General features: G+C 38.2%; 22 protein-coding genes and 1 tRNA gene. 10 read left to right on the top strand and 13 right to left on the bottom strand.

Going from position 1 to position 22,027, the window contains the following annotated elements; translation table 11 throughout:
• Positions 1-28 precede the first annotated feature (28 nt).
• Both E0D95_RS04930 and E0D95_RS04925 read right to left on the bottom strand, forming a co-directional pair.
• The gene (locus E0D95_RS04930; protein ID WP_130802842.1) at positions 29-778 is read right to left on the bottom strand and encodes a YebC/PmpR family DNA-binding transcriptional regulator; all 750 of its coding nucleotides are present in this window, start codon (positions 776-778) and stop codon (positions 29-31) included.
• Between the two features lie 108 nt (positions 779-886).
• On the bottom strand, positions 887-1,450 hold the full coding sequence (locus E0D95_RS04925; RefSeq protein ID WP_130802841.1) for a 1-acyl-sn-glycerol-3-phosphate acyltransferase: 564 nt from the start codon (positions 1,448-1,450) through the stop codon (positions 887-889).
• Positions 1,451-1,831: 381 nt separating this feature from the next.
• Here E0D95_RS04925 and E0D95_RS15665 point away from each other — a divergent pair, with 381 nt between their 5' ends.
• Positions 1,832-1,993, top strand: coding sequence for a hypothetical protein (locus E0D95_RS15665; protein ID WP_165443232.1), 162 nt, complete (start codon positions 1,832-1,834; stop codon positions 1,991-1,993).
• Between the two features lie 91 nt (positions 1,994-2,084).
• Here E0D95_RS15665 and E0D95_RS04920 read toward each other — a convergent pair whose 3' ends face one another.
• The 3 genes from E0D95_RS04920 to E0D95_RS04910 form a co-directional block, all read right to left on the bottom strand.
• Positions 2,085-4,253: a TonB-dependent siderophore receptor gene (locus E0D95_RS04920; protein WP_130802840.1), complete on the bottom strand. Its 2,169-nt coding sequence runs from the start codon at positions 4,251-4,253 to the stop codon at positions 2,085-2,087.
• Between the two features lie 347 nt (positions 4,254-4,600).
• A complete protein-coding gene (locus tag E0D95_RS04915; protein WP_130802839.1) occupies positions 4,601-5,131 on the bottom strand; it encodes a ferritin-like domain-containing protein in 531 nt (176 codons plus the stop codon).
• A 313-nt stretch (positions 5,132-5,444) separates the two neighbouring features.
• A tRNA-Ile gene (locus E0D95_RS04910) sits at positions 5,445-5,521 on the bottom strand.
• 424 nt (positions 5,522-5,945) lie between these two features.
• On the opposite strand from E0D95_RS04910, the gene E0D95_RS04905 reads away from it, so the two are divergent.
• The 3 genes from E0D95_RS04905 (at position 5,946) to E0D95_RS04895 (ending at position 8,162) form a co-directional block, all read left to right on the top strand.
• On the top strand, positions 5,946-6,377 hold the full coding sequence (locus tag E0D95_RS04905; RefSeq protein WP_130802838.1) for a DUF2231 domain-containing protein: 432 nt from the start codon (positions 5,946-5,948) through the stop codon (positions 6,375-6,377).
• A 1-nt stretch (position 6,378) separates the two neighbouring features.
• Positions 6,379-7,689 (top strand): PQQ-dependent sugar dehydrogenase, encoded by a 1,311-nt coding sequence (locus tag E0D95_RS04900; protein ID WP_130802837.1) that lies wholly within the window; start codon positions 6,379-6,381, stop codon positions 7,687-7,689.
• 260 nt (positions 7,690-7,949) lie between these two features.
• A complete protein-coding gene (locus tag E0D95_RS04895) occupies positions 7,950-8,162 on the top strand; it encodes a hypothetical protein (RefSeq protein WP_130802836.1) in 213 nt (70 codons plus the stop codon).
• A gap of 46 nt (positions 8,163-8,208) precedes the next feature.
• On the opposite strand, the gene bioB is transcribed toward E0D95_RS04895, so the two are convergent.
• Both bioB and queG read right to left on the bottom strand, forming a co-directional pair.
• A complete protein-coding gene (gene bioB, locus E0D95_RS04890) occupies positions 8,209-9,198 on the bottom strand; it encodes a biotin synthase BioB (protein ID WP_130802835.1) in 990 nt (329 codons plus the stop codon).
• Between the two features lie 77 nt (positions 9,199-9,275).
• A complete protein-coding gene (gene queG, locus E0D95_RS04885) occupies positions 9,276-10,385 on the bottom strand; it encodes a tRNA epoxyqueuosine(34) reductase QueG (protein ID WP_130804837.1) in 1,110 nt (369 codons plus the stop codon).
• Between the two features lie 28 nt (positions 10,386-10,413).
• Here queG and E0D95_RS04880 point away from each other — a divergent pair, with 28 nt between their 5' ends.
• The gene (locus E0D95_RS04880) at positions 10,414-11,901 is read left to right on the top strand and encodes an NAD(P)H-hydrate dehydratase (protein WP_130802834.1); all 1,488 of its coding nucleotides are present in this window, start codon (positions 10,414-10,416) and stop codon (positions 11,899-11,901) included.
• Between the two features lie 6 nt (positions 11,902-11,907).
• Here E0D95_RS04880 and ruvC read toward each other — a convergent pair whose 3' ends face one another.
• Positions 11,908-12,453, bottom strand: coding sequence for a crossover junction endodeoxyribonuclease RuvC (ruvC, locus tag E0D95_RS04875; protein ID WP_130802833.1), 546 nt, complete (start codon positions 12,451-12,453; stop codon positions 11,908-11,910).
• A gap of 124 nt (positions 12,454-12,577) precedes the next feature.
• Between ruvC and E0D95_RS04870 the strand changes: the two genes are divergently transcribed.
• Positions 12,578-13,138: an FxsA family protein gene (locus E0D95_RS04870; protein WP_130802832.1), complete on the top strand. Its 561-nt coding sequence runs from the start codon at positions 12,578-12,580 to the stop codon at positions 13,136-13,138.
• 80 nt (positions 13,139-13,218) lie between these two features.
• Here the strand turns inward: E0D95_RS04870 and E0D95_RS04865 are convergent, their stop codons facing one another.
• Entirely contained in the window at positions 13,219-14,610 is a 1,392-nt protein-coding gene (locus tag E0D95_RS04865; protein ID WP_130802831.1) for an LLM class flavin-dependent oxidoreductase, read from the bottom strand.
• A 134-nt stretch (positions 14,611-14,744) separates the two neighbouring features.
• Positions 14,745-14,927 (bottom strand): hypothetical protein, encoded by a 183-nt coding sequence (locus tag E0D95_RS04860; protein WP_130804836.1) that lies wholly within the window; start codon positions 14,925-14,927, stop codon positions 14,745-14,747.
• A 247-nt stretch (positions 14,928-15,174) separates the two neighbouring features.
• Here E0D95_RS04860 and E0D95_RS04855 point away from each other — a divergent pair, with 247 nt between their 5' ends.
• Positions 15,175-15,426, top strand: coding sequence for a hypothetical protein (locus tag E0D95_RS04855; RefSeq protein ID WP_130802830.1), 252 nt, complete (start codon positions 15,175-15,177; stop codon positions 15,424-15,426).
• Positions 15,427-15,602: 176 nt separating this feature from the next.
• Here the strand turns inward: E0D95_RS04855 and metK are convergent, their stop codons facing one another.
• Positions 15,603-16,769 carry a methionine adenosyltransferase gene (gene metK, locus E0D95_RS04850; RefSeq protein WP_130802829.1) on the bottom strand — a complete coding sequence of 389 codons (1,167 nt, stop codon included), beginning with the start codon at positions 16,767-16,769 and terminating at the stop codon, positions 15,603-15,605.
• Positions 16,770-16,890: 121 nt separating this feature from the next.
• Positions 16,891-17,448, bottom strand: coding sequence for a class I SAM-dependent methyltransferase (locus tag E0D95_RS04845; protein WP_213073696.1), 558 nt, complete (start codon positions 17,446-17,448; stop codon positions 16,891-16,893).
• A gap of 460 nt (positions 17,449-17,908) precedes the next feature.
• On the opposite strand from E0D95_RS04845, the gene tkt reads away from it, so the two are divergent.
• Together tkt and E0D95_RS04835 are read left to right on the top strand one after the other, a co-directional pair.
• Positions 17,909-19,897, top strand: a complete 1,989-nt coding sequence (gene tkt, locus E0D95_RS04840; RefSeq protein ID WP_130802827.1) for a transketolase — start codon at positions 17,909-17,911, stop codon at positions 19,895-19,897.
• A gap of 202 nt (positions 19,898-20,099) precedes the next feature.
• Complete coding sequence (locus E0D95_RS04835) at positions 20,100-20,381, top strand: hypothetical protein (RefSeq protein WP_130802826.1); 282 nt, start codon at positions 20,100-20,102, stop codon at positions 20,379-20,381.
• A gap of 117 nt (positions 20,382-20,498) precedes the next feature.
• Here the strand turns inward: E0D95_RS04835 and E0D95_RS04830 are convergent, their stop codons facing one another.
• Positions 20,499-20,909 carry an OsmC family protein gene (locus E0D95_RS04830; protein WP_130802825.1) on the bottom strand — a complete coding sequence of 137 codons (411 nt, stop codon included), beginning with the start codon at positions 20,907-20,909 and terminating at the stop codon, positions 20,499-20,501.
• Positions 20,910-21,215: 306 nt separating this feature from the next.
• Here E0D95_RS04830 and E0D95_RS04825 point away from each other — a divergent pair, with 306 nt between their 5' ends.
• Complete coding sequence (locus tag E0D95_RS04825; RefSeq protein WP_130802824.1) at positions 21,216-21,797, top strand: YceI family protein; 582 nt, start codon at positions 21,216-21,218, stop codon at positions 21,795-21,797.
• Positions 21,798-22,027 lie beyond the last annotated feature (230 nt).

The following is a 22,027-nucleotide window of genomic DNA, read 5'->3' as shown; positions in this document are numbered from 1 at the left end:
CTTTGTAGCGCGTTTTTTATTAGACATTTTAGGCATCTAATTGCGCTAAAACATCTTCTGAAAACTCAACATTGGTATAGACGTTTTGAACATCATCCAAATCTTCAAGCATATCAATCATTTTCATGATTTGTTTGGCTTGTTCAACGTCAGTGATTTCCGCTTTGGTTGATGGGCTCATGACTACTTCTGCATTGTCAGATTTCAGACCAGCTGCGGTTAATGCATCCTGTACTTCACCAAAGCTTTCAGGTGAAGTAATGACTAAAATGCCATCTTCTTCAATTTCAATGTCATCTGCACCAGCTTCGAGTGCAACTTCCATGATTTTGTCTTCTAAAGAGACATCTTCAAATAAAATTTCACCGCGTTTGGTAAATAGATAAGACACTGAACCTTTGGTTCCCAAGTTACCATTGGTTTTACTAAAGCAATGACGAACATCAGGTACAGTACGATTTAAGTTGTCGGTCATGGTTTCAACCAGAACGGCCACACCACCAACTCCGTAACCCTCATAGGTCACTTCATTTAAATCATCATTGTCTTCACCACCAGCACCACGCTGAATAGCACGGTTAATCGCATCACGGGTCATGTTTACCGACAATGCTTTTTCAACGACAGCACGCAAGCGTGGATTACTGGCAGCATCTGCGCCACCCAGTTTAGCTGCGGTTACAATTTCACGAATATATTTAGTAAAAACTTTAGCACGGCTGGCATCTTGTTTTGCTTTACGATGCTTGGTGTTTGCCCATTTGGAATGACCTGCCATGTTGCAATATGCTCCTTAAGGATGGGGATAGTGACCCGATCAAATTGTGCAGATTCTACCATAAGCACATTTTTTTGAGAAAGAGGCTGGCTTTTGAAAAATCGACAGTTATTCAACTTTTGTTGAGGGAATACAAATATCCAGTCCAACTTTTTCTTTATAAAGACGTTGAATCAATTGTAAATCCTGCTCAAGATTACTTGGATAAACTTTGCCAAGTATGCCTCCTTTCTTCGTTTTGGCATTGGCGTACATTAATAAGATTGGCACATTAGCCGCTTTGGCGATATGCCAAAATCCTGTACGAATAGCGTTACGTGCTTCACCATTTTTTGCGCGTGTGGCTTCAGGCGCAATCACCAGATTAAAGCTGTCGTGTTGGGAAAATAATTCAACCATTTGAGACACAATGTCTTTGTTGGCTTTGCGGTCAACTGGGATACCGCCAATTTTATCTAAAAGTGGTTTAAGGGGGCCTTTAAACAATTCTTTTTTTATAAGCGTGTGGATTTTGAGATCTAAAATTTCAAAAAGTGCCAGTGAGAGAACAGCATCCATATTGGAAGTATGTTCAAAACCGATAATCACTTGTTTATTTTCAACAACATTGGGTTCGATATGATATGACCAGCCAGAAAGTTTAAAGATTGTCTTGGCAAGTTGCTTTTTCATAAATGCACATCCTCAAAAGATCGGGATATTTTAGTAGTGCTCAATGAAAAGACAAGGGCTAAAACTATTTTTATAAAAGCCAAAATCATTCATATCAGAAATTAAAAGGTAAACTTAAGTAAGTAAGCGTGACATCCAGTGAAATAGTTTAAGTTACTTTTCAGTGAAATTTCGCTAAGCTGTTATAGTTTAAAAATAATACGCATAACCTCATATTTTGTGTCTTACATAACTTTAAGCGATTTTACAGACGGTATTATTGTAAAGCGCATTTATGTACTAGCATGATTGAACATCTTAGGGTTTTAAACGTTATATCTAATGTTTAGGTATATTCAATGTCTAGGGTGAGACTTCAAAAGGAAAATGAGGAACATACTAATGTCAAATCAACGCCAACAAGGTCAACAGCAAGATCAACAATCAAACCAGTCTAAACAACCTCAACACAACCAACAGTCTGACCAGCAACGTCAGCAAGAACAGCAAAATCCAAATCAACAAAACAATCAGCAAAAACAACCGAATCAACAGCAACGTTAGAAATGAATGACTTCTAACAAGAAGAAAATGGCACAATCAATTGTGCCATTTTTTTGAAATTTTTAAGTGATCAAGTGCTTAAATGATTCATTTAATATTTGAACTTAACTGTAAAATTAATTTGACGTGGATTTCCTAAGGTCACCATATTGGCATTTAGCAATCCTGCACAATAGTCTTTATCAAATAAGTTACGAATGGAGAGCTGTGCACCCCAATGTGCTGCGTCATAACCAGCTTCAGTGTCGTATAGCGTGTATGAAGGTGTTCGAGTATCTAATCCTTTATAGGATTTTGAACTTTCACCTCTTAGTCCTGCACCTACATACCACCCCAGATCAGTTTCGCTAAGATAATAACGTGAAGACAAGCTATAACTATTTTGAGGGACATTATCCAAGGCTAAACCAATGTTACTGGCAACGGTATCTTTTGTAATTTCAGCATCAAACATATGGCTGTAACTGGCAGAGACTCGCAGGCGATCCATTAAAACAGCATTCAGCTCTGTTTCCAAACCACGTGTTTTCTGCTCACCATTTAAAACATAATAACCTGCATTTACTTGATCTGTAACGGCGACATTTTGGCGACGTAAGTCATAAACGGCAACACTTGCTTGAATACGTTGATCAGGGCTTTGTAACTTCAAACCGACTTCAGTTTGTTTGCCTGTTTCTGGTGCTAAAATATTGCCTGATACAGCAGTTCGTGTATTGGGTAAAAATGAGGTTGCATAACTTGCATAGGGTGCGATCAGGTCATTAAATTTATATAATAATCCGACATTTCCTGTAAATTTTTCATTCGAATCTTTCACTTGTGGAGCATTGGTTGTTATTCCAGCTTTAGATATATTTTGTGTAGATGTTTGTGCCCAATCCTGTCGTCCAGCTAAACTCAAAATCGTATTTTCTGTGATATTAATCCGATCACGAATATAGAAGCCGGTGTAGCGTAAACGATTGGTGTCTTCTGTACTGTTTGCTTTTACATAATTAACCGCCTGACCATATACTGGATTATAGATATTAATATTGCCAGTGGTGTACCGATCATTGACATAGTCATCTTTAGTCTGCATCGCATCGACACCAATATTTACATCATGAACCATATTGAATAGATCAAAACTGCGTTGAAAACTATTGTCCATGGAGTAGGTGAGGGTATCGTGAGTTTGATATCGACCATTGTTATTACGATTTAATGTAGTAAAAGCAGGCGTGTTGGCTGCCCAAAAAGACGATCCAGTTTGAGTAAATACGACATGACCTGTCGACTCAAGTTTCTGAACTGCCGCATTCTGGGTAAATTTCCAGCCATTATCGAAAGCGTATTTGTAAGTCCAGCCAGTACGATATACGTCACCCTCATAACCGCCAAATGTTGGTTCACCTATATACAAATCACGATCAATAGGACCATTGGGATTGTCTTTTAATGTACCAAGCACAGGTAAACCCTGCTGGCGCATATATTCTCGACGCTGATAGCTTGCAATAATGGATAAATCAGCTTTATCGCCTAAATCAAAATTATAAGACGGAGAAATATAGTAGTTTTTGAAATAGACATAATCTGTTGGATCATCCTGATCAGTAACACGTCCTGTAACACGAAAAGCACCTTTGGCACTTTGTTGAGGTGCATAATTTAAGTCAAATGTTGCCTGTTTAAAGTTATAGCTTCCGTAACTAAACGCTGTATTAGCAAAACTTTCTGCCTGAGGACGCTTAGTCACTAGGTTGACCATTCCTCCCGGTTGTACCAAACCAAAATTAACAGAAGCAGGGCCTTTAATAATTTGAATTTGATCCATACCAGAAAGTTCAACCGCAACACCTTCTGAAGCTGATTGACTTTGTTTAAGACCATCAATAAAAATTTGATCAGAAGCATTTTGCCCCCGAATCATAAAATCATCCCAGCCACGTCGTCCTAAATAACCTGCACTTACACCTGCGACACCATTAATGGCCTCTGCCAAAGTGGTTGCCTGTTTTTGATCTAATTGTTCACGTGTAATGACACTGACAGATTGTGGGGTTTCAAAAAGAGCGGCATCTGATTTGAGTGCAGAATTTGCTTGAGTTGCAGCAAATTTTTTTGTGTCTGATTCTGCTTTGAGAGAAATAACTGGCAGTACATTTGAGTTTGAATCATCAATTATGTCTGTTTCAGGACTCGCATATAAGGATGAGGAAATTCCTGAAAATAAGATCAAAGAAATAGCGGAAGAAAGAGTGTGTTTGCGCATAAAGATGCTCAAAATAAGATTAATCAAGAGTGATTATTATTATCTTTATTTACGCACAATTTACAAGAAAAAGATGGATTGAATAGTTCTTTAATTACTTGATTTTTCAATAAAAATTGAAAATTTAAACCAACTAAAATCAACAGGATAAAATACTTTATGTATAAATCTATGAATTACAAAAATTAAAAAGTTGAGCAAAGTTAAACTGCTTTATTTGCATTGGATTGAAATTGGAACCGCATGAATTGAAAAGCCAAGATATTTAACATCAATTGGAAGATAAATATCTTGGCTAAATCACGATGAAATAATTCAATAAAAATGAATGAATTTAAATCAATCTTTTAAAGGTCAGTTAAAATATCAGCCATATCATCGGCATGTTCCTCTTCCTGAGCCAGAATATCTTCAAGAATTCGACGCGTCGTTGGGTCTTTATCACCGATATATTGAATAATTTCGCGATATGAATCAATGGCAATACGTTCGGCAACTAGATCTTCTGTAACCATTTCCTTGAGTGTTTTGCCTTCAACATATTCAGCGTGGGAACGTTCTTCGAGACCACGTGGATTAAAATTAGGTTCACCACCCAATTGTACAATACGTTCTGCAAGATTATCAGCATGTGTAGCTTCCTGATTAGCATGCTCTAGAAACTCAGCAGCAGCTACGGATGCTTTTACACCTTGGGCCATAAAATAGTGACGTTTATAACGAAGAACACAGATCAGTTCTGTCGCTAAAGCTTCATTAAGTAGTCTTAAAATTTCTTCACGATTTGCGGTATAGCCTTCGGTGACTGCACCTTCTTCAACATGCTGACGTGCTCTTTGGCGTAATGTTGCAATATCAGTTAATTCTGCATTTGACATGGGTATGTTCCTCAACTTGTTGAATTAAATATGAATAATTTAATGTATTGTGTTATGACGCAATTTAAGTTTTTATCAACCGAAAATTAGAAATCTTGTATTGCATTTCATATTGATTATTTTTGATGAAAATTAAGAAAAGAAATAGAAGAGAAAAGCTGCAAATTTGTAAAAAAAGGAAACACAAGTATTTGATAATAATTATTATTTTTATTTTAAATTAAACATTAGTTAAACTGCTTACACAATGCTTATTTAGAGTCTAAAATTAAAAAACCACTTAGGATTAGTACACCTAAGTGGTTGATTTATTTGGTGGGCCCACCGTGACTCGAACACGGGACCAATGGATTATGAGTCCACTGCTCTAACCGACTGAGCTATAGGCCCAAATAACGTAAAATATTGAATAGTCAATAATTTTAAGTGAAACGATGGTATCTAATTTCAACTTGAAACACAAGATATTCTTAATGTTTTGAAGAATATTGCCTGTAATTTTACCGAAACGATTCTATCCGATATAACTCAAAAGAGTAAAGTTAAGATACTGATTTATTGTTCATAAAAAAAACAATCGAAGCCATTAAGATGTTATGAATATAACTCTCATATTCAATAGATATTAAAGCCCAGCACATTTTTAATTAAGTAATAAGAACAATTTTTATACTCTGCAATGGCTAAAAAGCTACACAGCATAATTTACATTTTACCCATAATAACTTGAATAGTTGAGTAAAAAACCAAGCCTTAAAATGATGCTTAACTATATATTTCCTATTATCTCCAATAAAATTAAAAGGTTATTTGCATGCAATACTCTCAGCAAAGAAGTGGCATTCTCTATGCCATATATATGTTACTCAATCCCATACCCTTTGGTTTTTTTGTTGCTGGACTTATTTTTGATGTAATTTACAATCAGACCGCAGAAATTCTTTGGAATAAATCTGCAAGTTGGGTTATTACCATCGGTTTGGTGATTGCCATTATTCCGCGACTTCTTAACTTGTTTTATGTCTGGTTTAGACCCGTTGCGAATCAAAGAAAAGCTGATATATGGGGGTTTTGGCTGTACGGCTTTGCAATTATTGCTGCTATTTTTAATGCATTTGTCCATAGTCGCGATGCATATGCCATTGCACCCGCTAATCTTATGCTCTCCATTCTAACTGTACTTCTCATTTCTTTGCATTATTTATATCAATCTACAGCCATGCACAATCAATTGGTGGGAGACTAACATGAATAAGGCAAAATATGTTTTCATCCTAAGTGTTCTAGGTATTGCATTAGCAGGCTGTAATCAAAGTCAGCCCGTCGATCCAAATAAACAATATGGCCAAGATCCAGTTTTACCTGATCCGAAAAACTTTTTAGTTCCACCCATGAAAGTACCCAAAGGTGTAGGCTGGCAGGCAGACCAAAAACCTCAAGTGATCCAAGGTCTAAAAATTGAAAAAATTGCTGATCAGTTACAACATCCGCGTCAGTTATATACTTTACCTAATGGTGATGTATTAGTTGTAGAAGCAAACAGTCCGGGAGAAGAAGCAACCACCACGCCAAAACAGCTGATTGCCAATAAAGTCAAAGGTATTTCAGGTAAGGCATCTAAAGGTGGAAATAAAATTACCCTATTAAGGCAGCAAGCAGATGGGGGCTGGAAAAAGTATGATTTTCTGCAAAATCTGCATTCACCTTTTGGCGTACAGCTAATCGGGAACACGTTATATGTTGCCAATACAGGCAATATTATGAAGTATCCCTATAGCAATGGTGCAACGAAAATAGAGAGTCAAGGTGAAGAGTTAACTGATTTGCCCAATACTGTAAATCACCATTGGACTAAAGCATTGCTTGCCAGTCCTGATGGAAGCAAACTTTATGTCGGCGTAGGATCAAATAGTAATATTACTGAAAATGGTCTGGAAATAGAGTATCGACGTGCAAATATTTTAGAAGTGGATGTAACATCTGGTGCTAGTCGTATTTTTGCAAGTGGCTTACGTAATCCAACGGGAATTCAATGGGAACCTCAGACTCAAAAATTATGGGCAATTGTGAATGAACGCGATGAAATTGGAGATAGTTTGGTACCAGATTACTTAACTTCTGTTCGTGAAAAAGGTTTTTATGGTTGGCCGTATAGTTATTATGGACAACATATTGATCAGCGCGTACAACCGCAACGACCTGATTTAGTTGCAAAAGCAATTAAGCCAGATTATACGTTGAGTTCACATGTGGCACCTTTAGGATTGTGGTTTGCGACACAAAATATTCGTTTAACTGATCAATTTAAAAATGGTGCCTTTGTGAGTAATCATGGTAGTTGGGACCGAAACCCTTTAAATGGTTATGATGTGATATTTATTCCATTCGAAAATGGTCAACCTGTAGGTCAGCCGATTCCCGTGGTGACAGGATTCTACTCTCAAGATCAGAAGAAACTTTATGGTGCACCCGTCGGTTTAACCGAAGATAAAAGTGGGGCATTGTTAATCGCTGATGATGTAGGTAATACCATCTGGAGAGTTTCTGCAAATAATTAATATCAAGAAAATGATGTATACACGATATTAAACCAACACCTTTTGATCAATCTCGATCAAAAGGTTTTTGAATTTAACGGATACAAGTCTGACATTTTGGGCCTATGTCGAGATATCGTTTTTTTCATGTTTAAGTGAAGCAAAACAACTTATCGTTTGAGAAAATAAGAAAAAGTAGTTTGAAAGATTCCTTTAAAATATTTCAGACTTATAATGAAAAAATCTATTTAAACTGAAAAAATAGGAAACTTAATCGCTTTATGACCTCTCATTCATTACCTCCAGATCAGCATATTGTGTCCGATCAACTTGACCAGACTATTCTCTGGTTAATGCAACATCAGGATATATTTGATTCATTGAGTTTTGATGTACATACGCAACAACTTGTTGTTAAACATGTGGCAGGGGAAGATATTCTTCGTGAAGGCATGTACTTAACTGCGCAATATGGAATTTTAGTGACATCATAAAAAAGCCCTCAAAGAATGAGGGCTGGGATCATATTAGACTGGGTTATTATGCGCTCATCGCATCGACAGCCATTTCTCGCACAGATACTTTCGGTTTTTCCGCGACTAAGCCTAATTTAGCAAATAACTGTTGATCACGACCTTCACCTGCATTGGGTGTGGTCAATAATTTATCACCAGAAAATAATGAATTTGCGCCAGCCATAAATGCTAAGGCTTGATCAGAATCACTTAAAGATTCGCGTCCAGCAGAAAGACGAATATAACTTTGTGGCATAATAATACGCGCAACAGCAATGGTACGAATCCATTCGGTCACTTCGAGTTTTTCAACATCGGCCAGTGGAGTTCCTTCGATTGGAACCAACATATTAATCGGGACAGATTCAGGATGAATTGGAAGTGTTGCCAGCTCATATAACAAACCAATACGGTCTTGTTTATCTTCACCTAAACCGACAATACCGCCACTACATACTTTCATACCCGCATTGCGTACATGATCGAGTGTATTTAAACGATCATCAAAGGTACGCGTACTGATGATGTTGGTATAGTATTCACGCGAAGTATCCAGATTGTGATTGTAATAATCCAGACCTGCATCATATAAACGTTCAGCTTGTGATTGATTCAGCATGCCCAAGGTCATGCAGGTTTCCATGCCTAAAGCTTTAACTTCACGCACCATTTCCAGTACATAAGGCATATCGCGCTCGTGCGGATTACGCCATGCAGCACCCATACAAAAACGCGAAGAACCTGATTCTTTGGCGGCTTTTGCTTCTGAAATCACTTTTTCAACAGCAATACGTTTTTCTGCTTCAAGTTTTGAGTCATAACGTGCCGATTGCGAACAATATTTGCAATCTTCAGGACATTTACCTGTTTTAATGGATAATAAGGTACTGACCTGAATCGTATTGGCAGAAAAATATTGACGGTGCACTTGTTGCGCCTGAAAAACCAGATCTAAAAATGGCTGATCATAAAGTGCTTGGATTTCGTTACGAGTCCAATCATTACGTAAGGTCATTGTCATAATCCATGATGATTGCTTTTACTAGCAACTTATCATACAGAATTCATGCCAAAGCCATAGGGCAAAAAACATCATTTTTGCTGACTTGCGCGTTGCTTTAATAATTGTTGCTCAATTGCCCAGTCAATATGCACATTGACCATGTCATCATGATGGGATTTTGCGTGTATAAGCTGTTCTACAATGAGGGCTGAATAAGGTGCATTACCTAGACCAATCGCGATATTACGTTTAAAAGATGGGTAACCTGTGCGACGAATTGGACTGCCTTCGGTGTTATTTAAAAATGTAGCTTCATCCCAGTTCCAGATTTCCAATAGGGAAATATCGTCTAAGCCATGTCGTGGATTAAAATCAGGAATTGAGGCTGTTTTGGCAAAACTATTCCACGGACAAATGAGCTGACAATCATCACAACCAAAGATGCGATTACCAATTCCAGCACGTAATTCTTCTGGAATAATGCCTTTATATTCAATGGTGAGATAAGCAATACACTTACGCGCATCCAGCATATAAGGTTCAACAATGGCTTGGGTCGGACAAATATCAATACATGCGCTACATGAACCGCAATGCGCTGTAGCAGGTTCATCAAAAGGCAAATCCAGTGAGGTAAATAATTCACCTAAAACAAAAAATGAACCTGATTTTTTATGAATCAATAAGGTATGTTTTCCTGTCCAGCCCATACCCGCACTTTCAGCCAGTGATTTTTCAAATATTGGGGCAGAGTCGGCAAAAGGACGTGATTCGAAATCGCCAACCTTATCTTTGATTTTTGAAGCAAGGGTTTTTAGGCGACCACGCATGATTTTATGATAATCGCGACCGCGTGCATAACGCGCGATAATCGCGGAGTTTGGTTCATCTGGGACATAACGCGCTTTAGGTGTTTCTACCAGATAATTCATTCGCACACAAATGATGCTTTTGGTTCCGGGAATGAGCAATTTTGGGTCGGCTCGTTTATCCAGATTTTCCTCTAAATAGTGCATATCCGCATGATAACCACGTTTCAAATATTCTTTAAAACGTGGCATTTGCTCTTGAGCATCTGGTTTGGCAATGACACAATCAGCAAAACCCAGTGCCAACGCCTGTTGTTTGATCCATTGTTTAAGCTCAATGGCATCGTATTGAAGAACAGGAATAGAAGCTTTTGAAGAAATAGATGACATATGCCAAGAATAATGAGGAAGAAGAACAATGCGAAGCACAGTTTACCATAGCCCTGTTTATAATCGTGAACGTATTCAAGCATGGGAAAAACGTTGGTTTGAGCAGCACAATTCTTCTTTAGGTCTTATGCAGCAAGTCGCGTGGTCAATTGCAGAGCGACTGGATCAATATATTCTGAAAAATAGCCTAAGCATTAGAAAAATTGCAGTCTGGTGTGGTTCTGGAAACAATGCAGGAGATGGCTATTACACTGCCGCTTATTTGACTCAAAAAGGCTATGAGGTTCAAATATTTGCAGCACCCATGGGTGACTCGTTAGACTTAAAACAGGCAGTGCTTTACGCACAAACCAATAAGATTAATATTGAATCAAATTTTTCAGTTCCAGATCATTTTGATGGTCATATTGATGCTTTATTTGGGATTGGTTTAAATCGTGAGTTGGATCAAAAATGGCAGGGTATTATCCAACATTTTAATCAATTATCGGGTTTAAAAATTGCCATTGATGTGCCGAGTGGATTGAACGCAAATACAGGGCAGGTTTTACCAATCGCCATAAAAGCCGATATTACATTTACAGCATTGGCCATAAAAATGGGATTGGTAACAGGTCAAGCCAAAGAATATGTGGGACAGCTTGAAGTTATTTCCTCGATTCCTCATGACAATGAATTAAAACCGATCGCATATCTCACATCTCCAGACATTTATTTACCCAAACGTCAGGCTTTCGGTCATAAGGGCAGTTATGGGCATGTTTTGGTGGTGGGCGGTCATGCCAATATGGGGGGCGCAGTCATCATGGCGGCAGAGGCGGCTTTTCATGCAGGTGCAGGCAAAGTCACCGTGATGTGTGATGCATCACATCACTCAGCCATATTGTCACGTTCCCCCAATATTATGCTGCAAGATATTGATCAATTCGATCAAGCAAAAATTGAGGAATTATTAACTCAAATCGATGCTGTTTGTTTTGGCATGGGCTTGGGACGAGATAATAAGTCAGTGCAGATTTTTCAGCGTTGGTTTGAAATCTTAAAAAACCAGACTCAGCTTGAAATTGTGTTGGATGCAGATGCGCTTTGGTTTTTAGCAGAAGAAAAAAATACTGATTTGCATGAAAATATCTATTTAACCCCACACTCCGCAGAAGCAGCGCGTCTACTCGATACGACTGTGCAACAGGTTGAACAGGATCGAGTAGCGGCAATTGATCAGCTTCAAAAAAAATATCAGGGCAATTGGGTACTGAAAGGGTCGGGTAGTTTGATTCTGGAAAACGATGAATTATTTGTTTGCTCAACTGGCAATGCTGGTATGGGAACAGGTGGGATGGGCGATGTATTGGCTGGCATGATCGCGAGTCTAAAAGCACAGTTTCATACTGAAATTGCGCTTTCAGACATCGTCACCTTACATGGTAAGGCAGGTGATTTACTGGCGAGAAAAGGTCAACGTGGTATTCAGGCACAGCACATGGCAGATGCCATTTATCAGGTGGTGAATATTTAAAATAATTTAACGCCGTCTACTGTTATAACGACTACGGCCTCGCGCCATTCCACCTAGCGCATTTAAAACCGCCATTTTGCTCATGCTACCTGAGACATGAGCGTGGCAAATCGCAGCGGCCAATGCATCGGCAGCATCGGCTTGAGGTTTGATGGTTAAACTTAAAATTCGCATCACCATCATTTGGACTTGCTCTTTATCTGCTGCACCATAACCGACCACAGATTGTTTAATTTGTCGTGCGGTATATTCGGCAACTTGTAAATCCTGATTAACCAATGCCGCAATTGCCGCGCCACGTGCTTGACCGAGTTTGAGTGCTGAATCAGGATTTTGTGCCATAAATACCTGTTCAACTGCGGCTTCGGTTGGGCCATGAAATTTTACGATTCGTTCAACCCCAGCAAAAATTCGCTTTAAACGTTCAGGCATATCCTGACTTTCAGTACGGATGGTTCCGGCGTCAATAAAACGTAACTGACCGCCATCTTTTTCAATGATGCCATAACCTGTAAGACGAGAACCAGGATCAATTCCTATAATTAATGGCATAACAGACTTTAAAAATAAAAGATTGCCCATATTGTTACATAACAGCTTTAAAAAATCTTGATTCAATTGAGATCAGTGTTTAATACTGCTGCAAACATTTACTTTTGAGATAGATACGTTTTACATGAATTTATTATTGATTGTTGTTCTCGGCGCGATTCTCGAAATTGCTGTATGGATTGGTATTGCCCAATTTATAAGCGGTTGGTACGTGTTTTTCTGGTTCATTATTGCATTTTTCATTGGGTTAAATATGCTGCGTTCCAGCACTTCTGGAATTATGCCGCAACTACAACAAATGCAAATGACAGGACAACTCGGCACTGATCCCGCAGTGAGCAAAAAACTCGCGATGGCAATGGCAGGATTTCTGTTAATGTTACCGGGGATTATTTCTGATATTTTAGCCGTTTTGATTTTAATTCCAGCGGTACAGAAAGCTTTCCAAAATGCATTAATGAAAACGATGGCAAAGCGTCAACAAGCCATGATGGATAAAATGATGGGCGGCATGATGGGAAATACTGGCGGTCAGGCGGGACAAAATCCTTTTGCGGATATGATGCGTCAAATGCAGGATATGCAAAATCAACAGTCAGGCGGTCAGTATCGCGATTCAAGCGTGATTGATGGTGAAGCGCGTGAAGTGACACCAGAAGTGAAAAAAATCGAGCATAAAGATTAACATTTTAATGTTGTTCGAAAAGCCGAATCATATATTGATTCGGCTTTTTTATTGAACATGATTTTATTGAATATGGATCGCTACACGACTTTTTTCAAAGATGCTACGGTTTGAGGACGATAATTCGCACCACGATGCCAGTCTGGTAAATGTGCATCGGCATGAAATAACTTTTCTCTTAATGTTCCTTCACTATATTGCTTTGGATAAACTTCGCGTTTTTGCAATTCTGGCACGATAAAATCAACCACATCCTGAAACGTTTGATGCGCCAAAATATAGGCCAGATTAAAGCCATCAATATCGGTATCTTCAACCCATTGTTGTAACTCATCTGCGACAGTCTGGGCTGAACCCACTAAAACAGGGCCATTGCCACCGACACCAATCCAATTGGCAATTTCCTCAATCGTCCAGATACGATTTGGATCTGCATTAACATAAGAATCAAGTAGAGATTGAATTGCATCCGTCTGAATATACTCAACTTTATCATGAGCTTGGTATTGATAAAAATCCACACCCGACCAGCCAGATAACAACGTTAAAGCACCATCATAGCTCGCATAGGATTGATACTCTTTAAACTTTCGTTGTGCCTTTTGATCGGTTTCATCGGTAACAATCGAAAGAAGGGCGTAAATTTTTGCTGAATAAGGATCTCGACCATTCTCTATCAATTTTTGGCGAATACTTTTTACAATACTTTTGGTCGCTATTTTTGATGGCGCGGCAATAAAAATACATTCTGCATTTTGACTGGCAAAGGTCTGTCCGCGTCCAGAAGCGCCCGCTTGATATAAAACGGGTGTGCGCTGTGGAGAAGGTTCACAAATATGAATGCCAGGGACATCAAAATATTTGCCTTTGTGTTGAATAGGATGAACTTTGTGAAAATCCGCAAAAATTCCCGATTTTTTATCTGCAATAACAGCATCACTTTCCCATGACCCTTCCCAAAGTTTATAAAGAACTTCCAGATACTCATCTGCGATATCATAACGTTCGTCATGGCTGACTTGATTGGATAAACCTAAATTTTTAGAACCACTGGCCAAATAGGATGTCACGATATTCCAGCCGACACGTCCTTTGGTTAAGTGATCAAGCGTGCTCATACGCCGTGCAAAGGGATAAGGGTGTTCAAAAGAAATGGAGGTGGTAACCCCAAAGCCCAAATGTTGAGTCACAGCCGCCATGGCAGGTACGACTTGCAAAGGATCATTAACAGGAACTTGTACTGCGCATGTGAGCGCATGTTCAGCACTTTGATGATAAACATCATAAATACCGAGTACATCTGCCAAAAATACGCCATCAAAAATGCCTTTTTCCAAGATTTTTGCTAAATCTGTCCAATATTCCAGATCTTTATATTCACGGGAGCGATCTTGTGGATGACGCCATAAACCGGGAGATTGATGGGCAATACAATTCATTTCAAAGGCATTAAATCGTATTTGTTTTGACATAACTGAACTCTATATTCTTAGACCTTATATGAGCTTAAGCCAAACAAATACGATTCTTTATACAAATTCATTCATAGCTTTGATCATTATTGTTTAATGAAAAAACATGAATTATTCATCAATATAATGACTTATTATTCTGTCTTAACATTATTATTTTGTTCGGCTTCATTTACCACATGATGACTTGGTTGCTGATGGGAATTAGGCTGATATTTATTGGAAACCAGAGTGGTTTTTTCGTTTTCAGAATCTCTATATTTACGACTACGATTGGCGCGCTCGCGGAAGCCACCTTTACTAATTAACTGGCTCATATCTTCAACTTGCATAGGGTTCTAAATAAATTTTAACAATATTTCTATAGATAATTCTATTTTTTATAGGATACAAAACATTAAAATTAACCTATATTTATGATAAATAATAAATTTTAACTTTATATAATTTCATTGAAATCGTCATCTGTTTCACATAATATAAAAAATATAAAGCATAAAATGAGTTAGCATCCATTAAATAGAATAGAAAAACGATTCAAGATGCTACAGAGGAGGGGTGATTATGCTATATCAATATCATTGTGCATGCTGTAATAAGGTTGTCGAATCTACAGACAAAGAATGCCCTTATTGTGGTTCGCAACACATACGTAGTCCTTATGGTTGGTGGATTTTCTGTTTAGTCGGTTGTCTCGCAGTAGTGATGGTATTTAAAACCGTACATTTTTACATCCAGACGCATGAAGATGACACGCCTACACAAAAATCTATTTTTGATGTATTAAATACAAATGATAAAAAGACTGAATCCTAATTTGGGATATGACAGTTAGTATTTATTCAATCTGCTATTTCTTATATGGTTGATGATTGTAAAGTTTAATAACACATCAACGTTTTTATGAACTAAAGCATGAAATTTATATAAAAAAGTCCGCAAATTGATACAATGCGGACTTTATATGCTCTTTATTTGATACGACAGGATTTTTATAAACCCGCAGCATCCTTCAGAACATCAACTTTATCAGTTTTTTCCCAAGTGAAAGCGATGTCTGATCCTTCGCGACCAAAGTGGCCATAAGCCGCCGTTTGTTTATACATTGGCTGTAACAGATTTAACATGCGGGTAATCCCGAATGGACGTAAATCAAAATGTTCACGGACCAAAGCAATAATTAATTCATCATCGACTTTTGCGGTATTAAAGGTGTTAATTGAAATCGAAGTCGGCTCTGCCACGCCAATTGCATAACTCACCTGAATTTCACATTTATCTGCTAAACCGGCTGCGACAATATTTTTTGCCACATAGCGACCTGCATAAGCAGCAGAACGGTCAACTTTTGATGGGTCTTTACCAGAGAAAGCACCACCACCGTGACGAGCCATACCACCATAGGTATCCACAATAATTTTACGACCCGTAAGACCACAGTCACCAACAGGACCACCAATCACAAATAGCCCAGTTGGGTTAATGTGGAATTTGGTTCCAGCATGGAACATGTCCGCAGGAATCACAGGTTTTACAATTTCTTCAATTACAGCTTCTTTGAGCTGAGTTTGAGAGATTTCAGGATCATGCTGGGTAGAGAGTACCACCGCATCCAGACGAACAGGACGACCGTTTTCATAGGCAAAAGTGACCTGACTTTTGGCATCTGGGCGTAACCACGGTAACACACCTGAGCGTCGTAATTCAGCTTGACGCTCCATTAAACGATGCGCATAAGAAATAGGCGCTGGCATCAATACATCGGTTTCACGGCTGGCATAACCAAACATCAAACCCTGATCACCTGCACCCTGATCTTCTGGCTTTTGACGGTCAACACCTTGTGCAATTTCTGGAGATTGCTTACCAATCATGTTGATTACGGCACAGGTTGAACCATCAAAACCTAAATCAGAATGATGATAACCAATACCATTCACAGTTTGGCGCACAATCGCTTCGAAATCGACATTGGCGGTTGTTGTAATTTCACCAGCAAGAACCACAGCACCTGTTTTTACTAGTGTTTCACAAGCCACCCGTGCATATGGGTCTTCTTTTAAGATCGCATCCAAAATAGCATCACTAATTTGGTCAGCCATTTTATCTGGATGGCCTTCGCTGACGGATTCAGAAGTAAAAACAGCGTACTCGCGCATAATGTCCTACTAATTTTTAAAGATTGGATATGGTACAACTAGATTTTGATCAAAACCAGCCATACTGACATAAAAATTAAAGATATACACCATAACTTTAACTAATTAACTTGGCTGTAAATCAATAGCTTTCTTGGGCACTAACGTAGCAAATAGGTACGATATCTTCTCGTTTTCCATTGCCAACATACAAAGGATGATCTGTATCATTATCACATAAATAGAGCTGATAAGTTTCTGGGAACATGTGAGAATAATAAAGATCGACATGATCAAAAAACTGACGGTATCTATCGAAATAATCGAGTCCAGATTGGTGAGTCCAGCGAACATTCTCACCAAAATCATCGACGGTTTTTTCTGCAAATATAGGCATTGGTAAAATCGCAATACCATTTGGTTTTAAAATTCTTCGAATTTCAGAAATCGCTTTTATGTCATCATGAGGATAGAGCAAAATATGTGAAGCATAGACCACATCTACACTGGCATCTTCTAGTGGTATCTCTTGTACATCAAATTGCATATCGACATCTTGCCGAAACAAATCTGCGGAAACATATTTTCCAAAATCCTGTTTAAAAAAAGCAGATAAAGATCGTTCAGGTGCGATATGTAAAATAGTACTGTTTTTAGTATCAATCTGATCAAAAACTTTTTTATAGACTAAATATTGCAATCTGACTCGTTCAAGTTCACCACATTTGGGACATTTGGCGTGTAATCTACTTTTTTTATCTTTAAAAGGTCCATGATAATGACAAAGTGGACATATAAACTCTGGCTTGCCTTTTAAAAAAAGTTTAAAAAAGGGAGCCCTTAAACTTTTAATTTTGCTGGAAAATGACATGTGAAGCTAACTTGATACAGCCCATAAATTTCGAAGATATTAGTCTAAATCATGCATCTGAACAATGCAATAAATGGACTATTTATGTACGATTGATGTGTCATTTCATTAGAATCCAATGTAATTCAGGTGATGACGTGATTTATTAAAGTGAATTTACTAAAAAAAAGGACAAAGTCATGATATAGGCTTTACCCGTGCCTATTTTTTTAAGACAATATAGCCTGTTTTTGAATCCCGATTCATGCTCATCTTTTTCATTCTATCGATTTATTTTGGACGCTGACCTATGACGACCCCTTTAAACGAACGTCGTATTGCAAACGCAATTCGTGTATTGGCTATGGATGCTGTACAACAGGCAAACTCAGGCCATCCTGGTGCGCCAATGGGTATGGCAGACATTGCGGACGTCGTTTGGCGCGAGTTTTTAAACCATAATCCAGCCAATCCTCAATGGGCTAACCGTGACCGTTTTGTGTTGTCTAATGGTCATGGCTCAATGTTGCAATATGCATTGCTTCATTTAACGGGCTATGACGTTTCAATTGAAGATATCAAACAGTTTCGTCAGCTTCATTCTAAAACGCCAGGCCATCCTGAACTAGGTTATGCACCGGGTATCGAAACTACAACAGGTCCTTTAGGTCAGGGGATTGCCAATGCTGTAGGTTTTGCATTAGCCGAAAAAACGCTAGCAGCACAATTTAACAAAGCGGATTTAACCGTTGTTGATCATTTCACCTACTGTTTCTTGGGTGATGGTTGCTTAATGGAAGGGATCTCCCACGAAGCTTGTTCACTGGCAGGAACATTGGGTCTAGGTAAGTTGATTGCTTACTATGATGACAATGGTATTTCTATTGACGGTGAAGTTGAAGGCTGGTTTAGTGATGACACTGAGCAACGCTTCAAATCGTATGGTTGGCAAGTATTGCGTGTCGATGGACATGATGCAGATGCAATTCGTCAGGCAACGCTTCAAGCACAAGCTGAAACTACTAAACCTACTGTTATTATCTGTAAAACCATTATTGGTTTGGGTTCTCCAAATAAACAAGGTAAAGAAGACAGTCATGGCGCGCCATTGGGTGCTGATGAAATTAAGCTCACTCGTGAAGTGCTAGGTTGGGAAGAAGAGGCTTTCGTTATTCCTGCTGACATTTATGAACATTGGGATGCCAAAGCAAAAGGTCAACAAGTTGAATCGGCTTGGGACAAAGTTTTTGCAGCTTATCAAGAAAAATACCCAACCGAAGCAGCTGAATTATTACGTCGTGTTTCTGGTGATTTGCCTGCTGATTTTGCGGCTCAGGCAGATGCGTTTATTGCACAAACCAATGCTAAAGCTGAAACCATTGCAACCCGTAAAGCGAGCCAAAATACCTTACAGGCATTTGGACCATTATTGCCTGAATTATTGGGCGGTTCTGCCGATCTTGCAGGTTCAAACCTAACTTTATGGAAAGGTTGTGTCGGTGTTCAGGACAATCCGGCAGGTAACTATGTACATTATGGTGTACGTGAATTTGGCATGACTGCAATTGCCAATGGTGTTGCATTACATGGCGGCTTTATTCCTTATGTTGCGACATTCTTAATGTTTATGGAATATGCACGTAACGCGGTGCGCATGTCTGCACTCATGAAACAACGCGTGATTCATGTATATACGCATGACTCGATTGGTTTAGGTGAAGATGGACCAACGCATCAACCTGTAGAGCAAATTTCATCGTTACGTTCTACGCCAAATTTAAATACATGGCGTCCAGCGGATACAGTTGAAACTGCAATTGCATGGAAATCTTCTTTAGAGCGTAAAGATGGCCCTTCTGCTTTGATTTTATCTCGTCAAAATCTTGCATTCCAAACTCGTACCGATGAGCAAATCCAAAATGCTGCAAAAGGTGGTTATGTATTGGCTCAGGAAAAAGGTGAGTTAAAAGCCATTATTATTGCAACAGGTTCAGAAGTTGAACTGGCAATGAATGCTTATGCTCAACTTGAAGGTGTACGTGTAGTGTCTATGCCATGTGCCGAAGAATTTATGAAACAGGATGCGGCTTACCGTGAAGCGGTGTTACCAGCACATATCCGTGCGCGTGTGGCTGTCGAAGCTGCTCATGTCGATTATTGGTGGAAATTTGTTGGTTTAGATGGCAAAGTGATTGGCATGACCACTTATGGTGAATCTGCGCCAGCCAAAGATCTATTTAAATTCTTTGGAATTACCACTGAAGCTGTGGTAGAAGCCATTCAATCTTTAACGGTTTAAATATATACGTTTAAAAGCATTTAGCTTTGGAATCCCAGTCCATCACACGATTGACTGGGATTTTTTATTGAATAGATTGCTTTGATCAGTGTTTTTATTTCATTCTTAGAAAGAAAAATAAAGAAAGTCTAAATAGTGATGAAAAAAATCTCATACTCCTGTGATATATTTTTTAATCGTATCAGTTTAACTGGATTTTTTTATGAAATTTTCATTTGTTGATTTAAATGGACAAACTGTGACAGGCGATTGTGAGTTGATTAACAACCCTGCGCAATATATTTCTAAAATCCTTGAGGCTAATATCCAAAACTCTGTCGCCTTAGAGGGTGTGCTTGGTGAGTTTAGTTTTTATCAAAAGTTTAATGCAGAAAATGAGAGTAGTATCTCCAGATTTGCCGTTGATAATGAAAACAATGTATTCCATAGTGACAAATTGCCTGATTTTGTACAGATTGGGCGTCATTGGAAAGAAGACGTATAAAATTTATAATTTGAATTGCTTGTTTTTGTTGATGTAAATGTAAGCAACTCAGAAATACTGATATTTTGAATAATATTTCTGAGTTGAACAAAACAACTAGTTTTACTTTTAAAAAACTTAGAATGTCATTTCAGTCTGAATCGAGATATTTGAAGTCAAAATTTTATGCACAGGACAGCTTTCTGCTACTTTCAGTAAGCGTTTGTGCTGATCTTCTGTAAAATTTCCTGTCAGTTTAATTTCGCGTTCAATCTGATTAGAGCTTGACGAAACTGCTTCTCCTTGCGGATTTAACACTAAATCGACCTGTACATGCTCAAGTTGTATTTGCTTGTGGTCGGCATACATTTGCAAGGTCACTGTGGTACATGCACCTAATGCAGAAAGTAAAATTAAGATAGGATTTGGTGCAGTATTTTGCCCACCTTTTTCTATTGGTTCATCGACATACCAGACATGTCCAGAAGGATCGGTTAATGTGACACGATAAGGGGTTTGAGTACTTTGGGCTTGAGCAGTATAAGACATGAAAGAGCCTGAATAAATCATCGATAAACCACTATCATTAACATAAAGCGTGTGTTGCTTGTTGTTATTTTGTATGTCCTTGTTCTCAAATTGATGTCACTTATTAAATAATAACTTCACAATATAAGGTTTTATTTAAAATTATTTAATTATAACGTTCAAATACTTCAAGTTGGCATGGTTTTATTAAGAAAATTTAATCAAATTGGAATTGTTGCATGCTTGCAACAATTCGTCTTATAAATAACAGTGTATTAAAATCAGCAATGTATAAACTTATAACTATCCACCGAATAGGAAAAAATCATGCGTTTAAAAACATTATCATTGGGTTTGGCGGTTGCAGTTGCAAGTACTTTCACTTTAGCAGCACCTGTAGATTATAAAATTGATCCGACCCATACTGCGACTGTATTTTCATGGAATCACTTTGGTTTTTCTACACCAAGTGCGAACTTTACAGACATTCAAGGTGTCATTAAAGTTGATAATGCAAAACCAGCGAACTCTTCTGTAGACGTTACCATTCCAGTCAGCAGTGTAAATTCAAACGTTGCAGCATTGGATAAAGAGTTTCAGGAAGAAGGTTGGTTTAATGCCGCTAAATATCCAAACATCACTTTTAAAAGTACTAAAGTCGAAACCAAAGACAAAAAACATTTCAAAATTACAGGTAACTTAACCGTTAAAGGGATTACCAAGCCTGTCGTGTTGGATGCCGTATTGAACAAACAAGGCGAACATCCAATGGCGAAAGTGCCTGCAATTGGTTTCAATGCAACAACTTCATTTAACCGTTCTGACTTTGGTATCGCAAACTATGTACCAAATGTAGGTGATAAAATCACAGTAAACATTACCACTGAAGCAACTGCTGCCAAGAAATAAGCGTTTACAGTTTCATTCAACCCATCATGTAATAAAAAACATGGTGGGTTTTTTATTTTGTAGAATAGGATGTATAAATAAGGTTTAAAAAATAATCATATTATCTCTGTACACGACAAAAATAGATAACTCATTGAAATAATGTCACAATAATTGTTTTCTAACGACGAATACTATGACACATCTCAATGAGTTATATCTTATCTTAAACAAATCTCTAAAATGGAACA

Source organism: Acinetobacter ihumii, from assembly GCF_900625095.1.
Lineage (GTDB): Bacteria > Pseudomonadota > Gammaproteobacteria > Pseudomonadales > Moraxellaceae > Acinetobacter > Acinetobacter ihumii.
Note: the sequence above shows the minus strand (reverse complement) of the source record. Positions and strands in the feature narration are given on the sequence as shown.